14 protein-coding genes are annotated in these 19088 nt (G+C 61.6%); 13 read left to right on the top strand and 1 reads right to left on the bottom strand.

Features of this window, described 5'->3' with window-relative positions; all coding sequences use genetic code 11:
- Positions 1–185: 185 nt before the first annotated feature.
- From WMW70_RS12920 to WMW70_RS12910, 3 genes are read left to right on the top strand one after another with little or no spacing between them, the layout of a single operon-like run.
- Positions 186–1556 carry a chromosome partitioning protein ParA gene (locus WMW70_RS12920; RefSeq protein WP_341437909.1) on the top strand — a complete coding sequence of 457 codons (1371 nt, stop codon included), beginning with the start codon at positions 186–188 and terminating at the stop codon, positions 1554–1556.
- Entirely contained in the window at positions 1556–2503 is a 948-nt protein-coding gene (locus WMW70_RS12915; RefSeq protein WP_341437908.1) for a 1-aminocyclopropane-1-carboxylate deaminase/D-cysteine desulfhydrase, read from the top strand. The genes WMW70_RS12920 and WMW70_RS12915 overlap by 1 nt, the downstream gene beginning before the upstream one ends.
- Positions 2504–2532: 29 nt before the next feature.
- A complete protein-coding gene (locus tag WMW70_RS12910; RefSeq protein ID WP_341437907.1) occupies positions 2533–3642 on the top strand; it encodes a cyclic nucleotide-binding domain-containing protein in 1110 nt (369 codons plus the stop codon).
- A 4-nt stretch (positions 3643–3646) separates the two neighbouring features.
- Here WMW70_RS12910 and WMW70_RS12905 read toward each other — a convergent pair whose 3' ends face one another.
- Entirely contained in the window at positions 3647–4591 is a 945-nt protein-coding gene (locus tag WMW70_RS12905) for a DUF1853 family protein (RefSeq protein ID WP_341437906.1), read from the bottom strand.
- A gap of 140 nt (positions 4592–4731) precedes the next feature.
- On the opposite strand from WMW70_RS12905, the gene WMW70_RS12900 reads away from it, so the two are divergent.
- From WMW70_RS12900 to WMW70_RS12855, 10 genes are all read left to right on the top strand, one after another.
- Positions 4732–5622: an NAD(+) kinase gene (locus WMW70_RS12900; protein ID WP_341437905.1), complete on the top strand. Its 891-nt coding sequence runs from the start codon at positions 4732–4734 to the stop codon at positions 5620–5622.
- Positions 5623–6582 carry a metallophosphoesterase gene (locus WMW70_RS12895; RefSeq protein WP_341437904.1) on the top strand — a complete coding sequence of 320 codons (960 nt, stop codon included), beginning with the start codon at positions 5623–5625 and terminating at the stop codon, positions 6580–6582.
- Positions 6579–7448 (top strand): rhomboid family intramembrane serine protease, encoded by an 870-nt coding sequence (locus WMW70_RS12890; protein WP_341437903.1) that lies wholly within the window; start codon positions 6579–6581, stop codon positions 7446–7448. The genes WMW70_RS12895 and WMW70_RS12890 overlap by 4 nt, the downstream gene beginning before the upstream one ends.
- Before the next feature lie 27 nt (positions 7449–7475).
- Complete coding sequence (locus tag WMW70_RS12885; protein WP_341437902.1) at positions 7476–7739, top strand: YeaC family protein; 264 nt, start codon at positions 7476–7478, stop codon at positions 7737–7739.
- Positions 7739–8575: a DUF2797 domain-containing protein gene (locus WMW70_RS12880; protein WP_341437901.1), complete on the top strand. Its 837-nt coding sequence runs from the start codon at positions 7739–7741 to the stop codon at positions 8573–8575. Before WMW70_RS12885 ends, WMW70_RS12880 begins: the two co-directional genes overlap by 1 nt.
- Positions 8576–8629: 54 nt before the next feature.
- Positions 8630–11290 carry an aminopeptidase N gene (gene pepN / locus WMW70_RS12875; RefSeq protein WP_341437900.1) on the top strand — a complete coding sequence of 887 codons (2661 nt, stop codon included), beginning with the start codon at positions 8630–8632 and terminating at the stop codon, positions 11288–11290.
- A 646-nt stretch (positions 11291–11936) separates the two neighbouring features.
- On the top strand, positions 11937–13904 hold the full coding sequence (locus tag WMW70_RS12870) for a DUF1302 domain-containing protein (RefSeq protein WP_341437899.1): 1968 nt from the start codon (positions 11937–11939) through the stop codon (positions 13902–13904).
- Between the two features lie 63 nt (positions 13905–13967).
- Complete coding sequence (locus WMW70_RS12865; protein ID WP_341437898.1) at positions 13968–15338, top strand: DUF1329 domain-containing protein; 1371 nt, start codon at positions 13968–13970, stop codon at positions 15336–15338.
- A 196-nt stretch (positions 15339–15534) separates the two neighbouring features.
- Entirely contained in the window at positions 15535–16629 is a 1095-nt protein-coding gene (locus WMW70_RS12860; RefSeq protein ID WP_341437897.1) for a WD40/YVTN/BNR-like repeat-containing protein, read from the top strand.
- A 15-nt stretch (positions 16630–16644) separates the two neighbouring features.
- Positions 16645–18999 carry an efflux RND transporter permease subunit gene (locus tag WMW70_RS12855; RefSeq protein ID WP_341437896.1) on the top strand — a complete coding sequence of 785 codons (2355 nt, stop codon included), beginning with the start codon at positions 16645–16647 and terminating at the stop codon, positions 18997–18999.
- Positions 19000–19088 lie beyond the last annotated feature (89 nt).

Genomic DNA, 19088 nt, shown 5'->3' with positions numbered 1-19088 from the left:
TCACATTGCTGGCTGCGGTTTTTCCCCTAGACTTGCCTGAATATAGGTGTAGCGCCTGAAATTGAGGCGGCGTATAACCTGCCAAAACCTTGCTGGTGCATGCTGGGCGTGGCGGTTTCTCGCTGTCGTACGGGCTGTGCTGCCAGTTGAACGGATTGTTCCGTTTCGGCCCTAGAGGGAAACCGATGAGCATGCAGAACAAGCCGCAGATGGTTGAAGCCGTGATGTTCTTCAGTGAGCGCGGCGGTATCTGCAAGCAAATGTTCTTTACCGAGTTCGAGGCCTTGCTCGACGGCGTAGTCAATATGCCGGAGTTTGCCGACCAGCAGATGCGCATTGCCTATGTCTCGATCAACCCGCGCCTGATGATCAAGGCCGCGGTGTTTTTCTACCTGGATTTCGACGAAAAGGGCGCTCCCGATTCCGGCTGGAATATTCCCCTGCAGCACCTGGCCGAGCGTGCCGGGCGCGGTCCCGACCTGGGTGCCGGGCCGATTCGGCTGTGCTGCCGTAGCCAGTGCCCGGTGTCCTGGCACCAGATGCACCTGTGGGACCCCAACCTGGCCCCTGGGCAGAATGATCTGGTGCTGCTGCGTGACGCGGTGCGGCGCAATAACCTGGGCATTCTGGTCGAAGAGGAAAACGCCCAGGCGGTGGTGACCGAGCGCCTGCAAATGGCCTCCGAAGACAAATGGTACGCTCCGGACTTCGTTCCGGAGGAGGGTGCCAAGGCCAAGGACAAGCTCGACCAGGAGCATCGGTTGAAAACCGCGCAACTGATCAAGCAGCAGCGTTTGCGCATCAGCAGCCTCAGCCAGCAGCATGAGGAAGAGCTGGCCAAGCTCAAGCTGGCCAGTGAGGCCGATAACAAACAGCGTCAGGTGCAGGTCGAGGAACTGCAGCAGGCGCTGCGTCAGCAGGCCGAACTGAATGCCAGCCTCAAGGAGCAACTGGCGGTGCAGGCCGCCAGCTTTCAGTCCTCGCGCGAGGAGATGACCAAACAGCTGCGCAATCTGGAACTGCATGGCCGCAGCGAGAGCGACGTGCTGCGCGCGCAGTTCGAGAGCGAAATGCAGGCCAAAATCGCTTCGGCGGTGGTGGAATACAAGGAACAGATTGCCATTCGCGATGTGGAACTGGCCTACCGCAAGGAGCAGGATACGCAGTCGCTGCAGGAAATCACCCGGCTCAAGCGCGCTTATGCCGAACTCGCCAGCCAGGGTGGGGATCAGATTCTGGAGCGCCTGGCCAAGCTCGGCGTGGTGTTTGTGGTGTATCACCCGGGTGCCGGGCACCTGACCATTCCATTGCAGGACATCTCTGCCTATCAGGACAATCCCATGGCCTATGCGGCGGCCAAGTGTTTTGTCACCGAAGAGCAGTACCGCCACTGGTTGCTGCACTATCAACAACCGAGCTGCGAGGCCCTGTTGCCCAGCGGCGAACGCTGCGCCATTCCAATCGATCGGGTAGACACGCCGAGTCGCTTTATCCTCGGTGACAGCAATTGCTGTGCCCGGCACAAGGCCAGTAGCCGCCTGCGTACCGTCAGTTAGTGCCAGTCGTTCTGCCTGACTGGAGCCCCGATGCACCGCTGCAGCCTCTGGGGTTCGCCTGGTCGGCCGCTGCCGGTATCGAACTGGCGGTGCTGCGCCTGGACCTGATCGACCCGCTGATCAGCGGCAACAAGTGGTTCAAGCTGCGTCACCATCTGCAGGCCGCCGCCGCTGCGGGGGCCGAGGGCCTGATCAGCCTCGGTGGGGCCCATTCCAATCATCTGCATGCCCTGGCCGCGGCCGGTCGGCGTTTCGGCTTTGCTACTGTGGGCTTGCTGCGTGGAGAGCCTCAGGACACGCCCACTGTGCGCGATCTGCGGGCATTCGGCATGCAACTGCACTGGCTCGGCTATGGCGGTTATCGCGCCCGCCATCAAGCGGGATTCTGGGAGCCATGGCTGGCACTTTATCCGGGCTTCTCTGCGGTGCCCGAGGGTGGCGGTGGTTTGCCCGGTGCCCTGGGCTGCGCCGCCTTGCTGCCCCTGGCACGTCGGCAATTGGCTGGGCTTGGCTGGGACGATTATGACGGCTGGTGGCTGGCCGCGGGTACCGGCACTACTCTGGCTGGCCTGTTGTTGGCCGAGGCGGGGGGCCACCCGGTGTATGGCGCGCTGGCGGTGCCGGCCGATCACGGTGTGCCGCAGCAGGTGCAGGCCATCCTTCAGGCCGCTGGGGTGACGGGCGGTTCCTTTCAGTTGCTGGAGGCCTGTCGTGGCGGCTTTGCCGCGGTCGATGACGAGTTGCTCGAGTTTATCGTCGCCAGCGAGGCAGCCAGCGGTTTGCCGCTGGAACCGCTGTATACCGGCAAAGCGTTAATGGCGTTGCGCGTGCAGGTCGAGGCCGGTTACTTTGCCCGTGGCAGCCGCCTGTTGTTTGTCCACACGGGTGGCCTGCAAGGGCGTGCAGCAGCAATGCAGCGATACCAGCAAGCCGGCCGACTAGGCTGACTCTTGACCAGCGGAGCCTGAGCATTTCCATGAGCGAACCCCTCAATCCCGAACAGCTGCGCAGCCTGACGCCACTCAATGTGCTGTCCGAGCAGCAGTGGCGTGAATTGCGTGGGCAGCTGGTGCCGCAGCCGTTGTTGGCTGGACAATCGCTGTTCCGTCTGGGCGATCAGGCCCGTGTCACCTATTACCTGCTGGCCGGTGAGCTGCAATTGCAGTCCGCCGATGGCCAGCAGCAGCTTTTGCGCGCCGGTACTGAGGCCAGCTGTCACCCCCTGTCACCCAGCCTGCCGCGTTTGCACGAGGCGCGCGCCCTCAGCGATGCCAGTGTGCTGGCGCTCGATAGCGCAACGCTCAACCGTCTGCTGACCTGGCGGCTGGCCTATCAGGACCTGTTGCTCGAGCTCGGCCAGAATCACGAAGAGGTGGAGTGGCTGGAGCAGTTGCTGGCAAATCCGCTGTTCGCCAAAGTGCCGCCTTCCAATGTGCGTGCCATGCTTGAACGGTTGCAGCGGATCGAGTTGCCCGCGGGCAGTCGGGTACTCAGTGAAGGCGAGCCGGGCGATTGCTGCTACTTCCTCAACAGCGGCCGGGCCGAGGTGATGCGCGGGGCTGGCAGCGATCAGCAGGTGCTGGCCGAGCTGGAAGTAGGGGCCTGTTTCGGTGAGGAGGCGCTGCTCGCCGACAGCCCGCGCAATGCCACGGTGACCATGCTCGAAGCCGGTGTGGTGCTGCGCCTGGATCGGCAGGATTTCTTTTCCCTGCTCAAGGCTCCGGTGGTCGATGAGGTTTCCCTGGGTGAGGCCTCGCGCCTGCTCAGCGCGGGCGCGCAGTGGCTGGATGTGCGCCTGCAGAGCGAATACGAGCGTGCCCATGCCCTGCAGTCGCTGAATATGCCCTTGCAGTTGCTACGCCTCAAGGCGCGGCTGCTGGATAAGCAGCGCATCTACCTGTGCTACTGCGACAGCGGCAAGCGCAGCGCCAGTGCGGTCTTCCTGCTCTCGCAGCTGGGATTTAGTGCCTACGCCCTGCGTGATGGGGTCGATGCCCTGCCGGCGGTGCAGCGCGATGCCTTGCTCTGTGAAAGTGGCTCGGGCTATCTGGCCCGTTCGGGTGGGCGCACCGAGCGCAGCCGCTAAGCGCTCAGATCGCCTGGTCGGGCCAGTGGTCATTGAGCAGAAACGCCCGTTCGGCTTCCAGCCAATCCCCCGTGGGGCTTTCGACTAGACGCACCAGCAGCTGTGCATTGGCCTGTGCCGGCAATGCCTCCAGCCACTGTTCGAGCTGTGCGGGCGTGTACGGCACCGTGTTTGCCAGACGCGCCGGTGCCAGCCAGGCCTGGCGCGGCAGAGGCTGCCAATAGCCGGCAGCGGGGTGGCTGACGAATTCCGCCCAGTCACGCCTGTGCAGCCAGCGCCCGCGCAGGTGCTGCGGATTGGCTCCTTGTGGGGCCTCGCAGCTGTCCCGCCAGGGGTAAAACAGGTAGCCCGCCAGCCAGAGGGCGGCCTGAGCCTGTTGAATATCCAGTTCGGCGAGTACCGACAGGGCCTGGCTGCCGGCCGAGAGGGGCAGCTGATGCTGGCACAGGTGAGCGAGCTTGAGGTCCAGACGGTCATGGCTGCCGGGGCCTAACCAGTGGGCCTGGTCCTCGCCGCCGGCCTTTTCCGGGCCCAGGTAGAGCTTGAACGCCAGTTCCAGGTGATGCACCCCCTGTTCATCGCGCAGCAGCAGATCCAGCTCACCCAGGGTGTGGCCCTGTTGCCTAATGGGCAGGTTGGCCGCGAGCACATCGACATCGGGGGCGGCGTTCAGGGCGAACTGCCAGAGCCGTTCGTAGTACAGGCCGAGACGGCGTACCGAGCTTTGCGCCAGCCATTGCTGCAGCGCGCCGCTGTCGGCATCCAGGCCGCGTAGCCAGTCGGCCAGCAGGTCCGGCTTGCGGCTCCAGCGGCTGGCACTGAGCGGATGGCGCTGGAGCAGGGGTGTGCTGTCGAGCAGCGGTGGCGAGAGCAGCGTCCACGCCAGGTCGCGCACCGGGGGTTGGCACAGTTGCGTGGGCAGGTCGGTCAGCGTGTCGAAGGGCGTCATGCTCCGAGCATAGCCCCGAATACCCGGTCGGCTAAAGTCGGCCGGCCCCGTCAGTGCCGACGAAACCGTCAAGTTTGCCGCTGTCGCCGGCTTTCGCCCATAATCGAAACCCTCTAGATCCAGAGTCTTGCGGGAGCACCATGGAACAGTTTCGTAATATCGGCATTATCGGTCGGCTGGGCAGTACCCAGGTGCTCGACACTATTCGCCGACTGAAAAGGTTTCTGCTCGACCGCCATCTGCATGTGATCCTCGAGGACACCATCGCCGAGGTGCTGCCGGGCCATGGCCTGCAGACCTCGTCACGCAAGATCCTCGGCGAGGTGTGCGACCTGGTGATAGTGGTCGGCGGCGATGGCAGCATGCTCGGCGCGGCCCGTGCCCTGGCCCGGCACAAGGTCCCGGTACTGGGGATCAACCGCGGCAGCCTGGGCTTTCTGACCGATATTCGTCCCGACGAACTGGAGCTCAAGGTCGCCCAGGTGCTGGAAGGCAATTACCTGACCGAGAACCGCTTTCTGCTCGAGGCCGAAGTGCGCCGGCATGGCGAGGCCATCGGTCAGGGCGATGCCTTGAATGATGTGGTGCTGCATCCCGGCAAGTCGAACCGGATGATCGAGTTCGAGCTGTATATCGACGGCCAGTTCGTCTGCAGCCAGAAGGCCGACGGCCTGATCGTCGCCACCCCGACCGGCTCCACCGCCTATGCGCTGTCCGCCGGCGGGCCGATCATGCATCCCAAGCTGGATGCCATCGTCATCGTGCCGATGTACCCGCATACGCTGTCCAGCCGGCCCATCGTGGTGGACGGCAACAGCGAGTTGAAGATCGTCGTATCCAAGGATTTGCAGCTCTATCCGCAGGTGTCCTGCGACAGCCAGAACCACTTCACCTGTGCCCCCGGCGACACCGTCACCGTGGCCAAGAAGTCGCAGAAGCTGCGCCTGATCCACCCGCTGGACCACAACTACTACGAGGTCTGTCGGACCAAGCTGGGCTGGGGCAGTCGGCTCGGTGGCGGGGGCGACTGAATGGACCTCGATCCTGCCCGTGGCTACGACCTGATCGGCGATATCCATGGCTGTGCCAAGACCCTGGCGCGCCTGCTGGAGACCCTGGGTTATCGCCAGCAGGCGGGCGTCTGGCGTCATCCGCAGCGCATGGCGATCTTTCTCGGTGACCTGGTCGATCGCGGCCCGCGTATCCGTGAGGCCTTGCACCTGGTGCGCGATATGGTCGTCGCCGGCCAGGCGTTGTGCATCATGGGCAATCACGAGTTCAACGCCCTGGGCTGGAGCACCCCGGCGGCCCCCGGCAGTGGCCGGCAGTTCGTTCGCGAGCATACGCCGCGGCACGCCCGGCTGATCAGGGAAACCCTGGAGCAGTTCGAGGCCTATCCGGCGGAATGGCGCGAGTTTCTCGACTGGTTCTATGAATTGCCGCTGTTTATCGACGCCGGACGTTTCCGCGTGGTGCATGCCTGCTGGGATGTCGGGCTGATCGAGCCGCTGCGCGGGCTGTTCGCTGATGCCTGTATCGACGAGCACTTCCTCCAGGCTTCGGCGGTGCCCGGAAGCTTTGCCAATACCGTGCTCGACCGCCTGCTGCGCGGCACCGATATGCGCCTGCCCCATGGCATGACTCTGACCAGCGACGACGGCTTTACCCGCGCACACTTTCGCACCAAGTTCTGGGAAGAAGACCCGCAGACCTATGGCGATATCGTTTTCCAGCCCGATGCCCTGCCGGAGCTGGCGGCGCAGATGCCCTTGACCGAAATGCAGAAAACCGAGCTGTTGAAATACGCGGCCGATGAGCCGCCGCTGTTCGTCGGCCATTACTGGCGCAGTGGCAAACCCGCACCGATTCGGCCCAACCTGGCCTGCCTGGATTACAGCGCGGTGCTCAATGGCAAGCTGGTGGCCTACCGCCTGGATCAGGAACAGCGCCTGGACCCGCACAAGTTCGTCTGGGTCGAGGTGCAACCATGAGTGCGGTAGCCGCCATGCGCCTGCCGGCGCAGGTCGATCTGAGCGCCTTTATCGCCTTGTTGCAGCGTCTGCAGGTGCCGCACCGGGTCGCCGAAGAAGCCGGCGAACAGGTGCTCTGGGTGCCCGGCGAACAATTGGCCGAGCAGGTGCGCGAGCTGTATGCGCGTTATCCCCAGGGCGACGACGCCCTGCTGGTGCCGCCATCCGCGGCCTTGGCCGCAGACCCGGCTTCGGGCTTTATCGGCCAGCTGAAAAACAGCCTGCTGACCTCCAGCCTGTTGCTGCTGACCTTCGTGGTCGCCGGACTGACCCTGCTGGGCGATAACTACGAAGCGATCGGCTGGCTGAGCTTTGTCGATTTCCGTATCCAGGGTGAGTACATCTACTTCAGTAATCTGAGCGAGACCCTGGCCAGCGGTCAGTGGTGGCGGCTGCTGACGCCGATGCTGATCCATTTCGGCATTCTCCACCTGGCGATGAATACGCTCTGGTATTGGGAACTGGGTCGCCGTGTCGAGGCGCGCCAGGGGCCGTGGATTCTACTTGGACTGACCCTGGTATTCAGCCTGGCGGCCAATTTCGCCCAGTACCTGTGGGCCGGGCCTTCGCTGTTTGGCGGCCTGTCCGGGGTGCTCTATGGCCTGCTCGGGCATTGCTGGCTGTTCCAGCGCCTGGCCCCCAGCGCGGCCTATCGTCTGCCGCCGGGTGTGCTGGTGATGATGCTGGCCTGGTTGCTGATCTGCATGACCGGCATCTTCGAACTGCTGCAATTCGGTGCCATCGCCAATGCCGCCCATGTCGGCGGCCTGCTCGCCGGCTGCCTGACCGGGCTGGTGGGCGGTGCGCTGGCGCGCCGGTCTGGTTAAACTGCCACTTTGTATTTGGAGGCGTCCATGTCGTCCTTTCTTGAAGCAATCGAAAACATCACCCCGGAGATCTACCAGAGCCTCAAGCTGGCCGTGGAAATCGGCAAATGGCCCGATGGCCGCAAGCTGAGCCAGGAGCAGAAGGAGCTGACCCTGCAGGCCTTGATCGCCTGGGAAATCCAGAATCTGCCGGAAGAACAGCGCATCGGTTACATGGGCCCGCAGGAATGCGGCTCCAAGTCCGAGCCAATACCCAATCTGCTGTTCAAGTCCACGGATACCCTGCACTGATGAGTGAGCTGGCCCGTGGTGCCCTGAGCAAAATGGCGGCGCAGCTGGATGCGCCGGTGCAGTACAGCTTTCGCCTGGGCGATGAATTGCTGCCGGTCAATCCGCTGATCGGCAAGAGTCTGCGTCTGGAATTTCTTGGGGCGATCCACTGCAGCCATTGCGGGCGCAAGACCAAGAGCAGTTATAGCCAGGGTTATTGCTACCCCTGCATGCAGAAGCTGGCGCAGTGCGATATCTGCATCATGAGCCCGGAGCGTTGCCACTATGAGGCCGGCACCTGCCGCGAGCCGAGCTGGGGCGAGCAGTTCTGCATGACCGATCATGTGGTCTACCTGGCCAACTCCAGCGGGGTCAAGGTCGGTATCACCCGCGCCACCCAGATTCCCACGCGCTGGATCGACCAAGGCGCGAGCCAGGCCCTGCCGATTTTGCGCGTCGCCACCCGCCAGCAGTCCGGCTTTGTCGAAGACCTGCTGCGTAGCCAGGTGGCGGACAAGACCAACTGGCGCGCGCTGCTCAAGGGCGATGCCGCGCCGGTGGACCTGCTGGCCGTGCGCGAGCAGCTCTTTGCCAGTTGCGGCAGCGGGCTCACCGAGTTGCAGCAGCGCTTCGGCATCCAGGCGATTCAGCCGCTCAGTGATCAAGCGGTGGTGCAGATTGCCTACCCGATTGAGGCCTATCCGGCCAAGATCAACAGCTTCAACCTGGACAAGAATCCGCTGGCCGAAGGCACGCTGCTGGGCATCAAGGGCCAGTACCTGATGTTCGACACCGGCGTGATCAATATCCGCAAATACACTGCTTACCAGCTGGCCGTTCACGAACTGGCCGCCTGAGTTTTCTATTCGCGAACCCGGCGCTCGCGCGCCGCAGACAAAGGGCCACAAGCCATGCGCACCGAACAGCCGAAGATGATCTACCTCAAGGACTACCAGGTACCGGATTATCTGATCGATGAAACGCACCTGACCTTCGAGTTGTTCGATGACCATACCCTGGTGCACGCGCAACTGGTGATGCGCCGCAATCCGGCTGCCGGCAGCGGTCTTCCGCCGTTGGTGCTGGACGGTCAGCAGCTGGAGCTGCTCAGCGTGGCGCTTGACGACCGCGAGCTGAGTGCCGGCGATTACCAGCTGAGCGACAGCCACCTGAGCCTGCAGCCAACCGCAGCCAGCTTTGTGATCGACAGCAGCGTGCGCATCCACCCGGAAAGCAACACAGCTCTGGAAGGCCTGTACAAGTCCGGCAGCATGTTCTGCACCCAGTGCGAGGCCGAGGGTTTTCGCAAGATCACCTACTACCTCGACCGCCCGGACGTGATGAGCAAGTTCACCACCACCCTGAGCGCCGAGCAGCACAGCTACCCGGTGCTGCTGTCCAACGGCAACCCGATTGCCAGCGGCAGTGAAGAGGGCGGCCGTCATTGGGCGACCTGGGAAGACCCCTTTATGAAACCGGCATACCTGTTCGCCCTGGTCGCCGGTGACCTCTGGTGTGTGGAAGACAGCTTTACCACCATGAGTTCGCGCGAGGTGGCCCTGCGCATCTATGTCGAGCCGGAGAATATCGACAAATGCCAGCACGCCATGGACAGCCTGAAAAAGTCCATGAAGTGGGACGAAGAGGTCTACGGTCGCGAGTACGACCTGGACATCTTTATGATCGTCGCGGTCAACGACTTCAATATGGGCGCGATGGAAAACAAGGGCCTGAATATCTTCAACTCCAGCTGCGTGCTGGCCCGCGCCGAAACCGCTACCGATGCCGCTCACCAGCGCGTTGAAGCGGTGGTGGCCCACGAATATTTCCACAACTGGTCGGGCAACCGGGTGACCTGCCGCGACTGGTTCCAGCTGTCGCTCAAGGAAGGCTTTACCGTATTCCGTGACGCCGAGTTCAGCGCCGACATGCACTCGCGTACGGTCAAACGTATTGAAGACGTGGCCTATCTGCGTACCCATCAGTTCGCCGAAGACGCCGGCCCCATGGCCCACCCGGTGCGTCCGGACGCCTTTATGGAGATTTCCAACTTCTACACCCTGACGGTGTACGAGAAGGGGTCGGAAGTGGTGCGCATGATCCGCACCCTGGTCGGTGCCGAGGGCTTCCGCAAAGGCAGCGACCTGTACTTCGCCCGCCACGACGGCCAGGCCGTGACCTGCGACGACTTTATCCGCGCGATGGAAGAGGCCAATGGCATCGACCTGACCCAGTTCAAGCGCTGGTACAGCCAGGCCGGCACGCCGCGCCTGACGGTCAGCGAGCACTATGACGCCGCGGCCAAGACCTACAGCCTGAGCTTCCAGCAAAGCTGCCCGCCATCGCCTGGGCAAAGTGAGAAGCTGCCCTTTGTGATTCCCGTGGAGCTGGGCCTTATCGGAGCCCAGGGCCAGGCCTTGGCCCTGCGTCTGCAGGGCGAAGCGCAGGCCGGTGAGGCCTCGCGGGTATTCGCCATCGACCAGGCCGAGCAGGTACTGACCTTTGTCGATATCGCCGAGCAGCCCCTGCCATCCCTGCTGCGTGGTTTCTCCGCGCCGGTCAAGCTGAGCTTCCCCTACAGCCGCGACCAGCTGATGTTCCTGATGCAGCATGACAGCGATGGCTTCAATCGTTGGGAAGCGGGGCAGCAGCTGTCGGTGCAGGTGCTGCAGGAGCTGATTGGCCAGTATCAGCGCGGTGAGGCCCTGGTGCTCGACCAGCGCCTGATTACGGCCCTGCGCAGCGTATTGGCCAATGAGCAGCTGGATCAGGCCATGGTCGCAGAGATGCTCTCGCTGCCGGGTGAGGCCTATCTGACCGAAATCAGCGAAGTTGCCGATGTCGAGGCCATCCACGCCGCCCGCGAGTTTGCTCGCCAGCAACTGTCGGCGGCGCTGTTCGATCTGCTGTGGGCGCGTTATCAGGCCAATCGCGAGCTTTCCCGTGGCACCGCCTATATCGCCGAGGCCGAGCACTTCGCCCGGCGCAGCCTGCAGAACATTGCGCTGTCCTACCTGATGCTCAGCGCCAAGGCCGAGGTGCTGGCGGCCTGTCTGGAGCAGTTCGAGAATGCCGACAATATGACCGAGCGCCTGACCGCTCTGGCGGTGCTGGTCAATTCGCCGTTCGAAGCCGAGAAGGCCACAGCCCTGGCCAGCTTTGCCGACTTCTTCAAGGACAACCCGCTGGTCATGGATCAGTGGTTCAGCGTGCAGGCGGCCTGCGCCTTGCCCGGCGCGCTGCAGCGGGTCGAGCAGTTGATGCAGCATCCGGCCTTTACTCTGAAGAACCCGAACAAGGTGCGCGCCCTGATCGGTGCCTTTGCCGGGCAGAACCTGCTGGGCTTCCACCAGGCCGATGGCAGCGGCTACCGCTTCCTCGCCGATCAGGTAATCGTCCTCAATGCCCTCAACCCGCAGATCGCCTCGCGCTTGCTGGCACCGCTGACACGCTGGGCCAAGTACGACAGTGCTCGCCAGCAACTGATGAAGGCCGAGCTGCAGCGCATCCTGGCATCGGGCGAGCTGTCCAGCGACGTCTTCGAAGTGGTGAGCAAAAGCCTGGCTGGCTGACGCATCGGTTGCCCGGTCGGGCTGCGGGGGTGTCGCCCTGGCAACCCGAGCGGTGTTTCTCGCCTGTCCTTCTCGGCTAGGCAAAGTCTGCATGCAGGCCTTTGCCTGGCCGCCAGAGCGCAACTTCTGGTTGCGCTCGCTCCTTGTCTATCTTGTCCGACAAAACCAAATGAAAGTGTTACCCGTAATGGCTCGGGTAACACTTTTGTGTTACTTGTTCGATTGTAAGAAAGGTTTGCGGGGGCATGATCCATTTCGCTTGACTTGCAGAGGCTTGAAATATCTGAACTCGCCGCAGGTTAAAACAACTTGGCAACCGACATATAGCGCCAGGCTGTAGGACAAAACAGGTAATAAGTTGTGTTGTTTGGTGTCATTTGTATGCGGAATGACCAGTCACAAAATGGCCGGCTCTTGGTAATTATTTATTGCGAGAGTTTTTTATACGCTCGTTTGAATTGGCACCATGGTTGCAGTGGCAAGCATGAATTGACCTCGTCTGGCCCGTGCCAGACAGTGGGGCGCGTGTAGCGCATTGGGGGATATGGCTTCCAATCACCATCTAAGGCTGTCGCTAGTACGGCCATCTCGTGCCCGGTAAACCAGGCGCACATAAAAGAATGATCTGTTCGCGGAGTAAGTCTCGATGCTAATTAAGTTCCGTAAACCTGTATTGGGTTTTGCGCCGGCTGCTGCTGGTTTCGCCTTTGCCGGTATTCTGCCGCTGCTGTTGTCCACTCAGGTTCAGGCCGTTGAATTCAGCTTTGCCGACAATGAAATCAGTGGCTCCATCGATACCACCGTGTCCTATGGTCAGTTGTGGCGCGTGCAGGGTGTCGACAAGACCAAGAACGATGTAAATACCAACGACGGTAATCGTAACTTCGATACCGGCCTGGTTTCCGAGGTCTACAAGTTCACCACCGATCTGGAGGCGACTTATCAGAACTACGGGCTGTTCGTTCGGGGATCTGTGTTCTATGACGCGCAGATCATGGACAAGCGCAACGACTACCTGAACAACAACGATCCAGCGCAGCCCAACCAGAATCTCGGCCGTCCGAGCAGCTTTACTTATGAAACCCGCCACAGTGCCGGGCGTGGTGCGGAAATTCTCGACGCCTACATCTATGGCAACTGGGATGTGGCCGATATGCCAGTCTCTGCGCGCGTCGGTCGGCAGGTGTTCAACTGGGGCGAAGGCCTGTTCTATCGCGGCGGTATCAACACCACCAACCCGGTGGATGCCGGCAGGTTCCGCCTGCCAGGTGCCGAGCTGAAAGAGGTGCTGGTGCCGGTCGAGGCGTTCAACTTCAATATCGGCCTGAGCGACAACCTGTCCCTGGAAGCCTTCTACCAGTGGAACTGGAAAGAGACGGCCATCGATCCGGTGGGTACCTTCTTCTCGGAAACCGATCTGTTCGCCGCCGGCGGCGAAACCGCCTACACCACGGTCGAAGCGCTGAGCAGTCCAACCTTTCAGTCGCTCTATCCGAGCCTGGCCACCGGTAATTTCGCTGGCCTGCAGGGCACCCAGTACCTCGATGCCAATGGCGTGTTCAAGGTCGCCAATATAGGTTCGGATATCAATGCGAAGAACGACGGCCAGTTTGGCTTGGCCTTGCGTTATATCGCCGAAGAGCTCAATTCCACCGAGTTCGGGTTCTACTTCGTCAATTACCACGCCAAAGAACCGACCATCTACGCCGACCTGAACCGCAGCTACGCTGGCCTGAATATCGATCAACTGGCTGGGTTGGGCGGTTTTGCCGGCTATGACGAGTTGGTGGCGGCCGAGGCGGCTGGTAATCCGCTGGCCGAGCAGGTGCTGGGCCTGGTCAATGGTGCGGCGGCGGTGGATGTGGCGAACCAGGTCAATGGTCGTCGCGAATATGCCGAAGATATCCGCATGTACGGGCTGAGCTTCAACACCACGGTGGCCGAGGCCTCGGTATTCGGTGAGCTGTCCTATCGGCCGAATCTGCCGATCGGCATCGCCGCCACCAACGACCTGCTCGGCGACCTGCTGGGCCAGGCCGCGTTGCTGGCCGCCGGCCGCCCGGCGAATATCGGCGGTCAGGAGGTGGTGATCACCGATCAGATCCATAACAGCACCCGGGTAGAGGCGTTCAATACCTCGCTGGGCACCATCTATAACTTTGGTCCGACCCTGAGCTTCGATTCACTGTTCGGCGTGGCCGAACTGGCCTCCGAGCATGTTCGTGGCGACAGTCTGCAGTACCTGGCCCATGACGGCAGCAGCCGTTATTACGCGGGCCGACCGAACGGCTCTTACATCTCGGGCTACGAGCGCGACGCGCAGATCAACAAGAACGCCTACGGCTACACTCTGGTGCTGTCCGGCACCTGGAACGATGTCTACGCCGGGGTGAATCTCTCGCCGTTCGCCGTGTACAAGCACGATTTCGAAGGCAATTCGCACCAGACCGGCAGCTTTATCGAAGGCCGCCAGGCCTACACCCTGGGCATGCGCGCCAACTACCTGAACAGCCTGGAAGCAGAAGTGCAGTACACCGAGTTCTATGGCGCGGGCCAGAACAACTCGGGCACCGACCGCGACAATATCGGCATCAACGTCAAGTACTCCTTCTAACCCAAGCAAGCAGTGTCGGGCGGCCGTGGCTGCCCGGCTGATGACTTATCACGGAGAAATACCATGCTGAACAAGCATTCCCTGGTCGCTGCCGCCATTGCCCTGGCGTTGTCTGCCGGTAGCGCGCTGGCCGCCGTTGCCCCTGCGGAGGTGGCCAAACTGGGTGCCAGCCTGACCCCCTTCGGTGCCGAGAAGGCCGGCAACGCGGCGGGTACCATTCCCGAGTGGACCGGTGGCATCACCCAGGTGCCTGCGGCCTACAAGGCGGCGGGCCAGCACCATCCGGACCCGTTCGCCGACGACAAGCCGCTGTTTACCATCACCAAGGCCAATCTGGAGCAGTACAAGGCCAACCTGACCCCAGGTCAGATTGCCATGTTCGATACCTACCCCAGCAGCTATCAGATGCCGGTGTACCAGACCCGCCGTTCCGGCTCTGCGCCGCAGTGGGTGTATGACAACAGCATCAAGAATGCCAGCACGGCCAAGCTGATCGATGGCGGCAACGGTTTTACCGATGCCTACGGCGGCATCCCGTTCCCGATTCCGCAAAATGGCGTTGAAGCGCTGTGGAACCACATCGCCCGTTATCGCGGCACCTATATCGTGCGTCGTGCCTCGGAAGTGGCGGTGCAGCGCAACGGCAGCTACTCCCTGGTGACCTCGCAGCAGGAGGCCATGTTCAAGTTCTACAACCCGAAAGGAACTGCGGCCGACCTGAACAACATCATGTTCTACTACCTGTCCTTCACCAAGAGCCCGGCGCGCCTGGCTGGCGGTGCAGTGCTGGTGCACGAGACCCTGGATCAGGTCAAGGAGCCGCGTCAGGCCTGGGGCTACAACGCCGGCCAGCGTCGCGTACGCCGTGCGCCGAACCTGGCCTATGACACCCCGATCGCCGCGGCTGACGGTCTGCGCACCGCCGACGACACTGACATGATCAACGGCTCGCCGGATCGTTATGACTGGAAGCTGCTGGGCAAGAAGGAAATCTACATTCCCTACAACAGCTACAAGGTCACCAGCCCCGAGGTCAAATACAAGGACCTGCTGCAGGTCGGTCACCTCAACCCGGCGTTCACCCGTAACGAGTTGCACCGTGTCTGGGTCGTCGAGGGCACCTTGAAGTCCAGCGCCCGGCATATCTACTCCAAACGTACCCTGTACCTCGACGAGGACAGCTGGCAGGCCGCCGTGGTCGATCAGTACGACGGTCGCGGTGAGCTGTGGCGCGTGTCGATCGCCTACCTGAAGAACTACTACGACCTGCCGACCACCTGGTCGGCCCTGGACAGCTTCCACGATCTGCAGGCCCGGCGTTACCACGTGCAGAACCTGGACAACGAAGAGTCGAGCACCATCGACTTCAGTCAGGCGATTCCGGACGATGGTTATTTCAAACCGGCAGCTCTGCGTCGCCGCGGGACACGTTAATCCGGTGTAGAGTGAGCGAAAGGCCGCTACTGTTGTAGCGGCCTTTTCCGTTGTTGTCGTCTAATTGGGTCGCAAGGTGCTGGCGGGTTTAACAAAACATAACGTCGCGCTGATTGTCAGGCCTTTTCAAAGCTCAGTAGGATAGACGGCTCTGCTATAACGGTAGTGCTACCTATAAGAATAAGGGGGAAGGTATATGAGTGAGCCCGTCATGCGGCGCACCCAGGCCGGTCATGTTGTGGGTCTACCCCGCACGCCGGCGTTGCGCGTCCACTCGCCGCTGGCTAAAGCGCTCTCGCTGTGCAGTGTGCTGTCCGTGCTGATGTTTGCCGCTGTACCCGCGTCCGCGCAAAACGCCAGCGATGCGGCCAGCAGCTATTCGATCGAGTCGGCACAGGCGCAGCACAGCCTGCTGCTGGATGTGGCCAGCCCCGGTAAGCGTCTGGTGACCGTGGGTGACCGCGGTCACATCCTGTTCTCCGACGACAATGGCGCTAACTGGAGCCAGGCCAAGGTGCCGACCAAGCAGCTGCTCACTGCCGTGTTCTTTATCGACGACCAGCACGGCTGGGCGGTCGGTCACGATGCACAGATCCTCGCCAGCAGCGATGGTGGTGCGACCTGGGTCAAACAGTTCGAAGACCTGGAGCGTGAAGCCCCACTGCTGGATGTCTGGTTCAAGGACCGCAACAGCGGTTATGCCGTCGGTGCCTACGGTGCCTTGCTGGAAACCACCGATGGTGGTGCCAGCTGGGAAGACGTCAGCGACCGTATGGACAACGCAGACGGTTATCACCTGAATGCCATCACCGAGGTCAAGGATTCCGGTCTGTTTGCCGTCGGCGAGCAGGGCGTGATGTTCCGTTCTCTCGACTGGGGACAGACCTGGGAAACCCTGGAGGGGCCTTACGAGGGTTCCCTGTTCGGGGCGCTGGGTACCGACGAGGCCGGGACCCTGCTGGTCTACGGTCTGCGCGGGCACCTGTTCCGTTCGGCCGATTTCGGCACGACCTGGGAGCAGATCCGCCTGAATACGGCGAACAACGGTCCTCTGGAGTTTGGTCTGTCTGACGGTAACCGTCTGGCCGATGGCTCTATTGTGGTGGTTGGGCATGGCGGCACCGTACTGAAAAGCACCGATAACGGCCGTAGCTTCAGCGTGACCAATCGTGTCGACCGGCTTTCGCTGGCAGGCATTGCAGCAATGGATAACGGCAATCTGATTCTGGTAGGGCAGGGCGGCGTGCATCTCGCTTCGCCTACTGGCGCCGATCTGGGCCAACAACAATAAGCCGGGAGCCTTTGCATGAGTAAGCATCAACAACAACCTGCGTCGTTCCTCGAGCGGTTGATCTTCAACAATCGCCCGGCCGTGATTTTGCTGTGCCTGTTGATCAGTGTTTTCCTGTTCTTCCAGGCGGCGCAGGTGCGTCCGCAAACCAGCTTCGAGAAGATGATTCCGCTGGGCCATCCCTATATCCAGAAGATGCTCGAGCATCGCAACGACCTGGCCAACCTGGGCAACACGGTGCGCATCTCGGTGGAAGCGGTGGATGGCGACATCTTCAGCAAGGAATATATGGAGACGCTGCGTCAGATCAATGACGAGGCCTTCTATATTCCCGGCGTCGACCGTTCCGGCCTGAAGTCGCTGTGGAGTCCGAGCGTACGCTGGACCGAAGTGACCGAAGAAGGCTTTGCAGGCGGCGAAGTGATCCCGCAGACCTATGACGGCTCCCCGGAAAGCCTGGAGGAGCTGCGCAGCAATATCCTCAAGTCCGGACAGATCGGCCGCCTGGTGGCAAACAACTTCAAGTCGAGCATCATCGACTTGCCGTTGCTGGAGACTTATGCCGACCCGAACGACCAGAGCAAGCAGATCCCCCTGGATTACCAGAAGTTCTCCCACGAGCTGGAAGAGAAGATTCGCGAGAAGTACCAGGCGCAGAACCCCAACGTCAAAGTGCATATCATCGGCTTCGCCAAGAAGGTCGGTGACCTGATCGATGGTCTGGTCGGTGTGGCCCTGTTCTTCGCGGTGGCCATCGCTATTACCTTTGTCCTGCTGTTGTGGTTCACCCACTGCTTCAAGAGCACCCTGGCGGTGGTCACCACCACCCTGATCGCGGTGGTCTGGCAGCTCGGTCTGCTGCATACCCTGGGCTTCGGTCTCGACCCCTACTCGATGCTGGTGCCGTTCCTGGTCTTCGCCATCGGTATTTCCCACGGCGTGCAGAAGATCAACGGCATTGCCATGGCCTCCGGTGAGGCGACCGACTCGCTGTCCGCTGCGCGCATGGCTTTCCGCCAGCTGTTTATTCCGGGCCTGGTGGCCCTGCTGTCAGACGCGGTGGGCTTTATCACCCTGCTGCTGATCGATATCGGCGTGATCCGCGAGCTGGCCATTGGTGCCTCCATGGGTGTGGCGGTGATCATCCTGACCAACCTGATCCTGCTGCCGGTGATGATTTCCTATGTCGGTATCAGCAAGAAGGCGGTGAAGATCAGCCGTGAAGAGGCGGAGAAGGAACATCCGTTCTGGCGCTTTATCTCCAACTTCGCGCACCCGATGGTAGCCCCCATTTCCGTGGTAGTTGCGATCACGGCGTTGGCCGGCGGTGTCTGGTACGGCCAGAACCTGAAGATCGGCGACCTCGACCAGGGCGCGCCGGAGCTGCATCCGGATTCGCGCTACAACCTGGACAACGATTTCGTCATCCGCAACTACTCGACCAGTTCCGATGTGCTGGTGATTATGGTCAAGACGGCCCCCGAAGGCTGTTCAACCTACCGCACGCTGTCGGCCATGGACGAGCTGATGTGGACCATGGAAAACACCGAAGGCGTGCAGTCGGCGATTTCCATGGTTACCGTGTCGCGTCAGGTGATCAAGGGCATGAACGAGGGCAACCTGAAATGGGAAACCCTGTCGCGTAACCAGGACGTGCTGAACAACTCCATTGCCCGCGCCGATGGCCTGTACAACGCTGATTGTTCGGTGGCTCCGCTGCTGGTGTTCCTCACCGACCACAAGGCCGAGACCCTGTCCCGCGCCGTGGCCGTGGCGGAAGACTTTGCCAAGCAGAACAACCAGGAAGGTCTGGAGTTTATCCTCGCGGCGGGTAACGCCGGCATCGAGGCGGCGACCAACGAAGTCATCGCGGCGTCGGAAACCACCATGCTGATCGCCGTTTACGCGGCCGTGAGCATCATGTGTCTGCTGACTTTCCGCTCCCTGGCCGCCACTCTCTGCGTGATCCTGCCGTTGGTACTGACCTCGGTACTGGGTAACGCGCTGATGGCCTACATGGGCATCGGGGTGAAGGTGGCGACTCTGCCGGTGATCGCCCTGGGCGTGGGTATCGGTGTCGACTACGGCATCTATATCTACAGCCGCCTGGAGACTTATCTGCGCCAGGGCCTGTCGCTGCAGGAAGCCTACTACGAGACCCTCAAGTCCACCGGTAAGGCCGTGCTGTTCACCGGCGTGTGCCTGGCCATCGGGGTGGCCACCTGGATCTTCTCGGCGATCAAGTTCCAGGCCGATATGGGCCTGATGCTGACCTTTATGTTCCTCTGGAACATGATCGGCGCGATCTGGCTGCTGCCGGCCCTGGCCCGCTTCCTGATCAACCCGGAGAAACTGCGCAACAAGGCCTGAGCCTGATACGCAGTCGCAACACTAAAAGCCGCGGCCCCTGGGTCGCGGTTTTTTTATGGGTGATGTATCAGTCATGTGTTGCAGGCAGT

Source organism: Pseudomonas sp. XK-1 (genome assembly GCF_038069885.1).
Taxonomy (GTDB): domain Bacteria; phylum Pseudomonadota; class Gammaproteobacteria; order Pseudomonadales; family Pseudomonadaceae; genus Aquipseudomonas.
The sequence above is the reverse complement of the archived record's forward strand: the minus strand, read 5'-3'. Positions and strand labels throughout refer to the sequence as shown.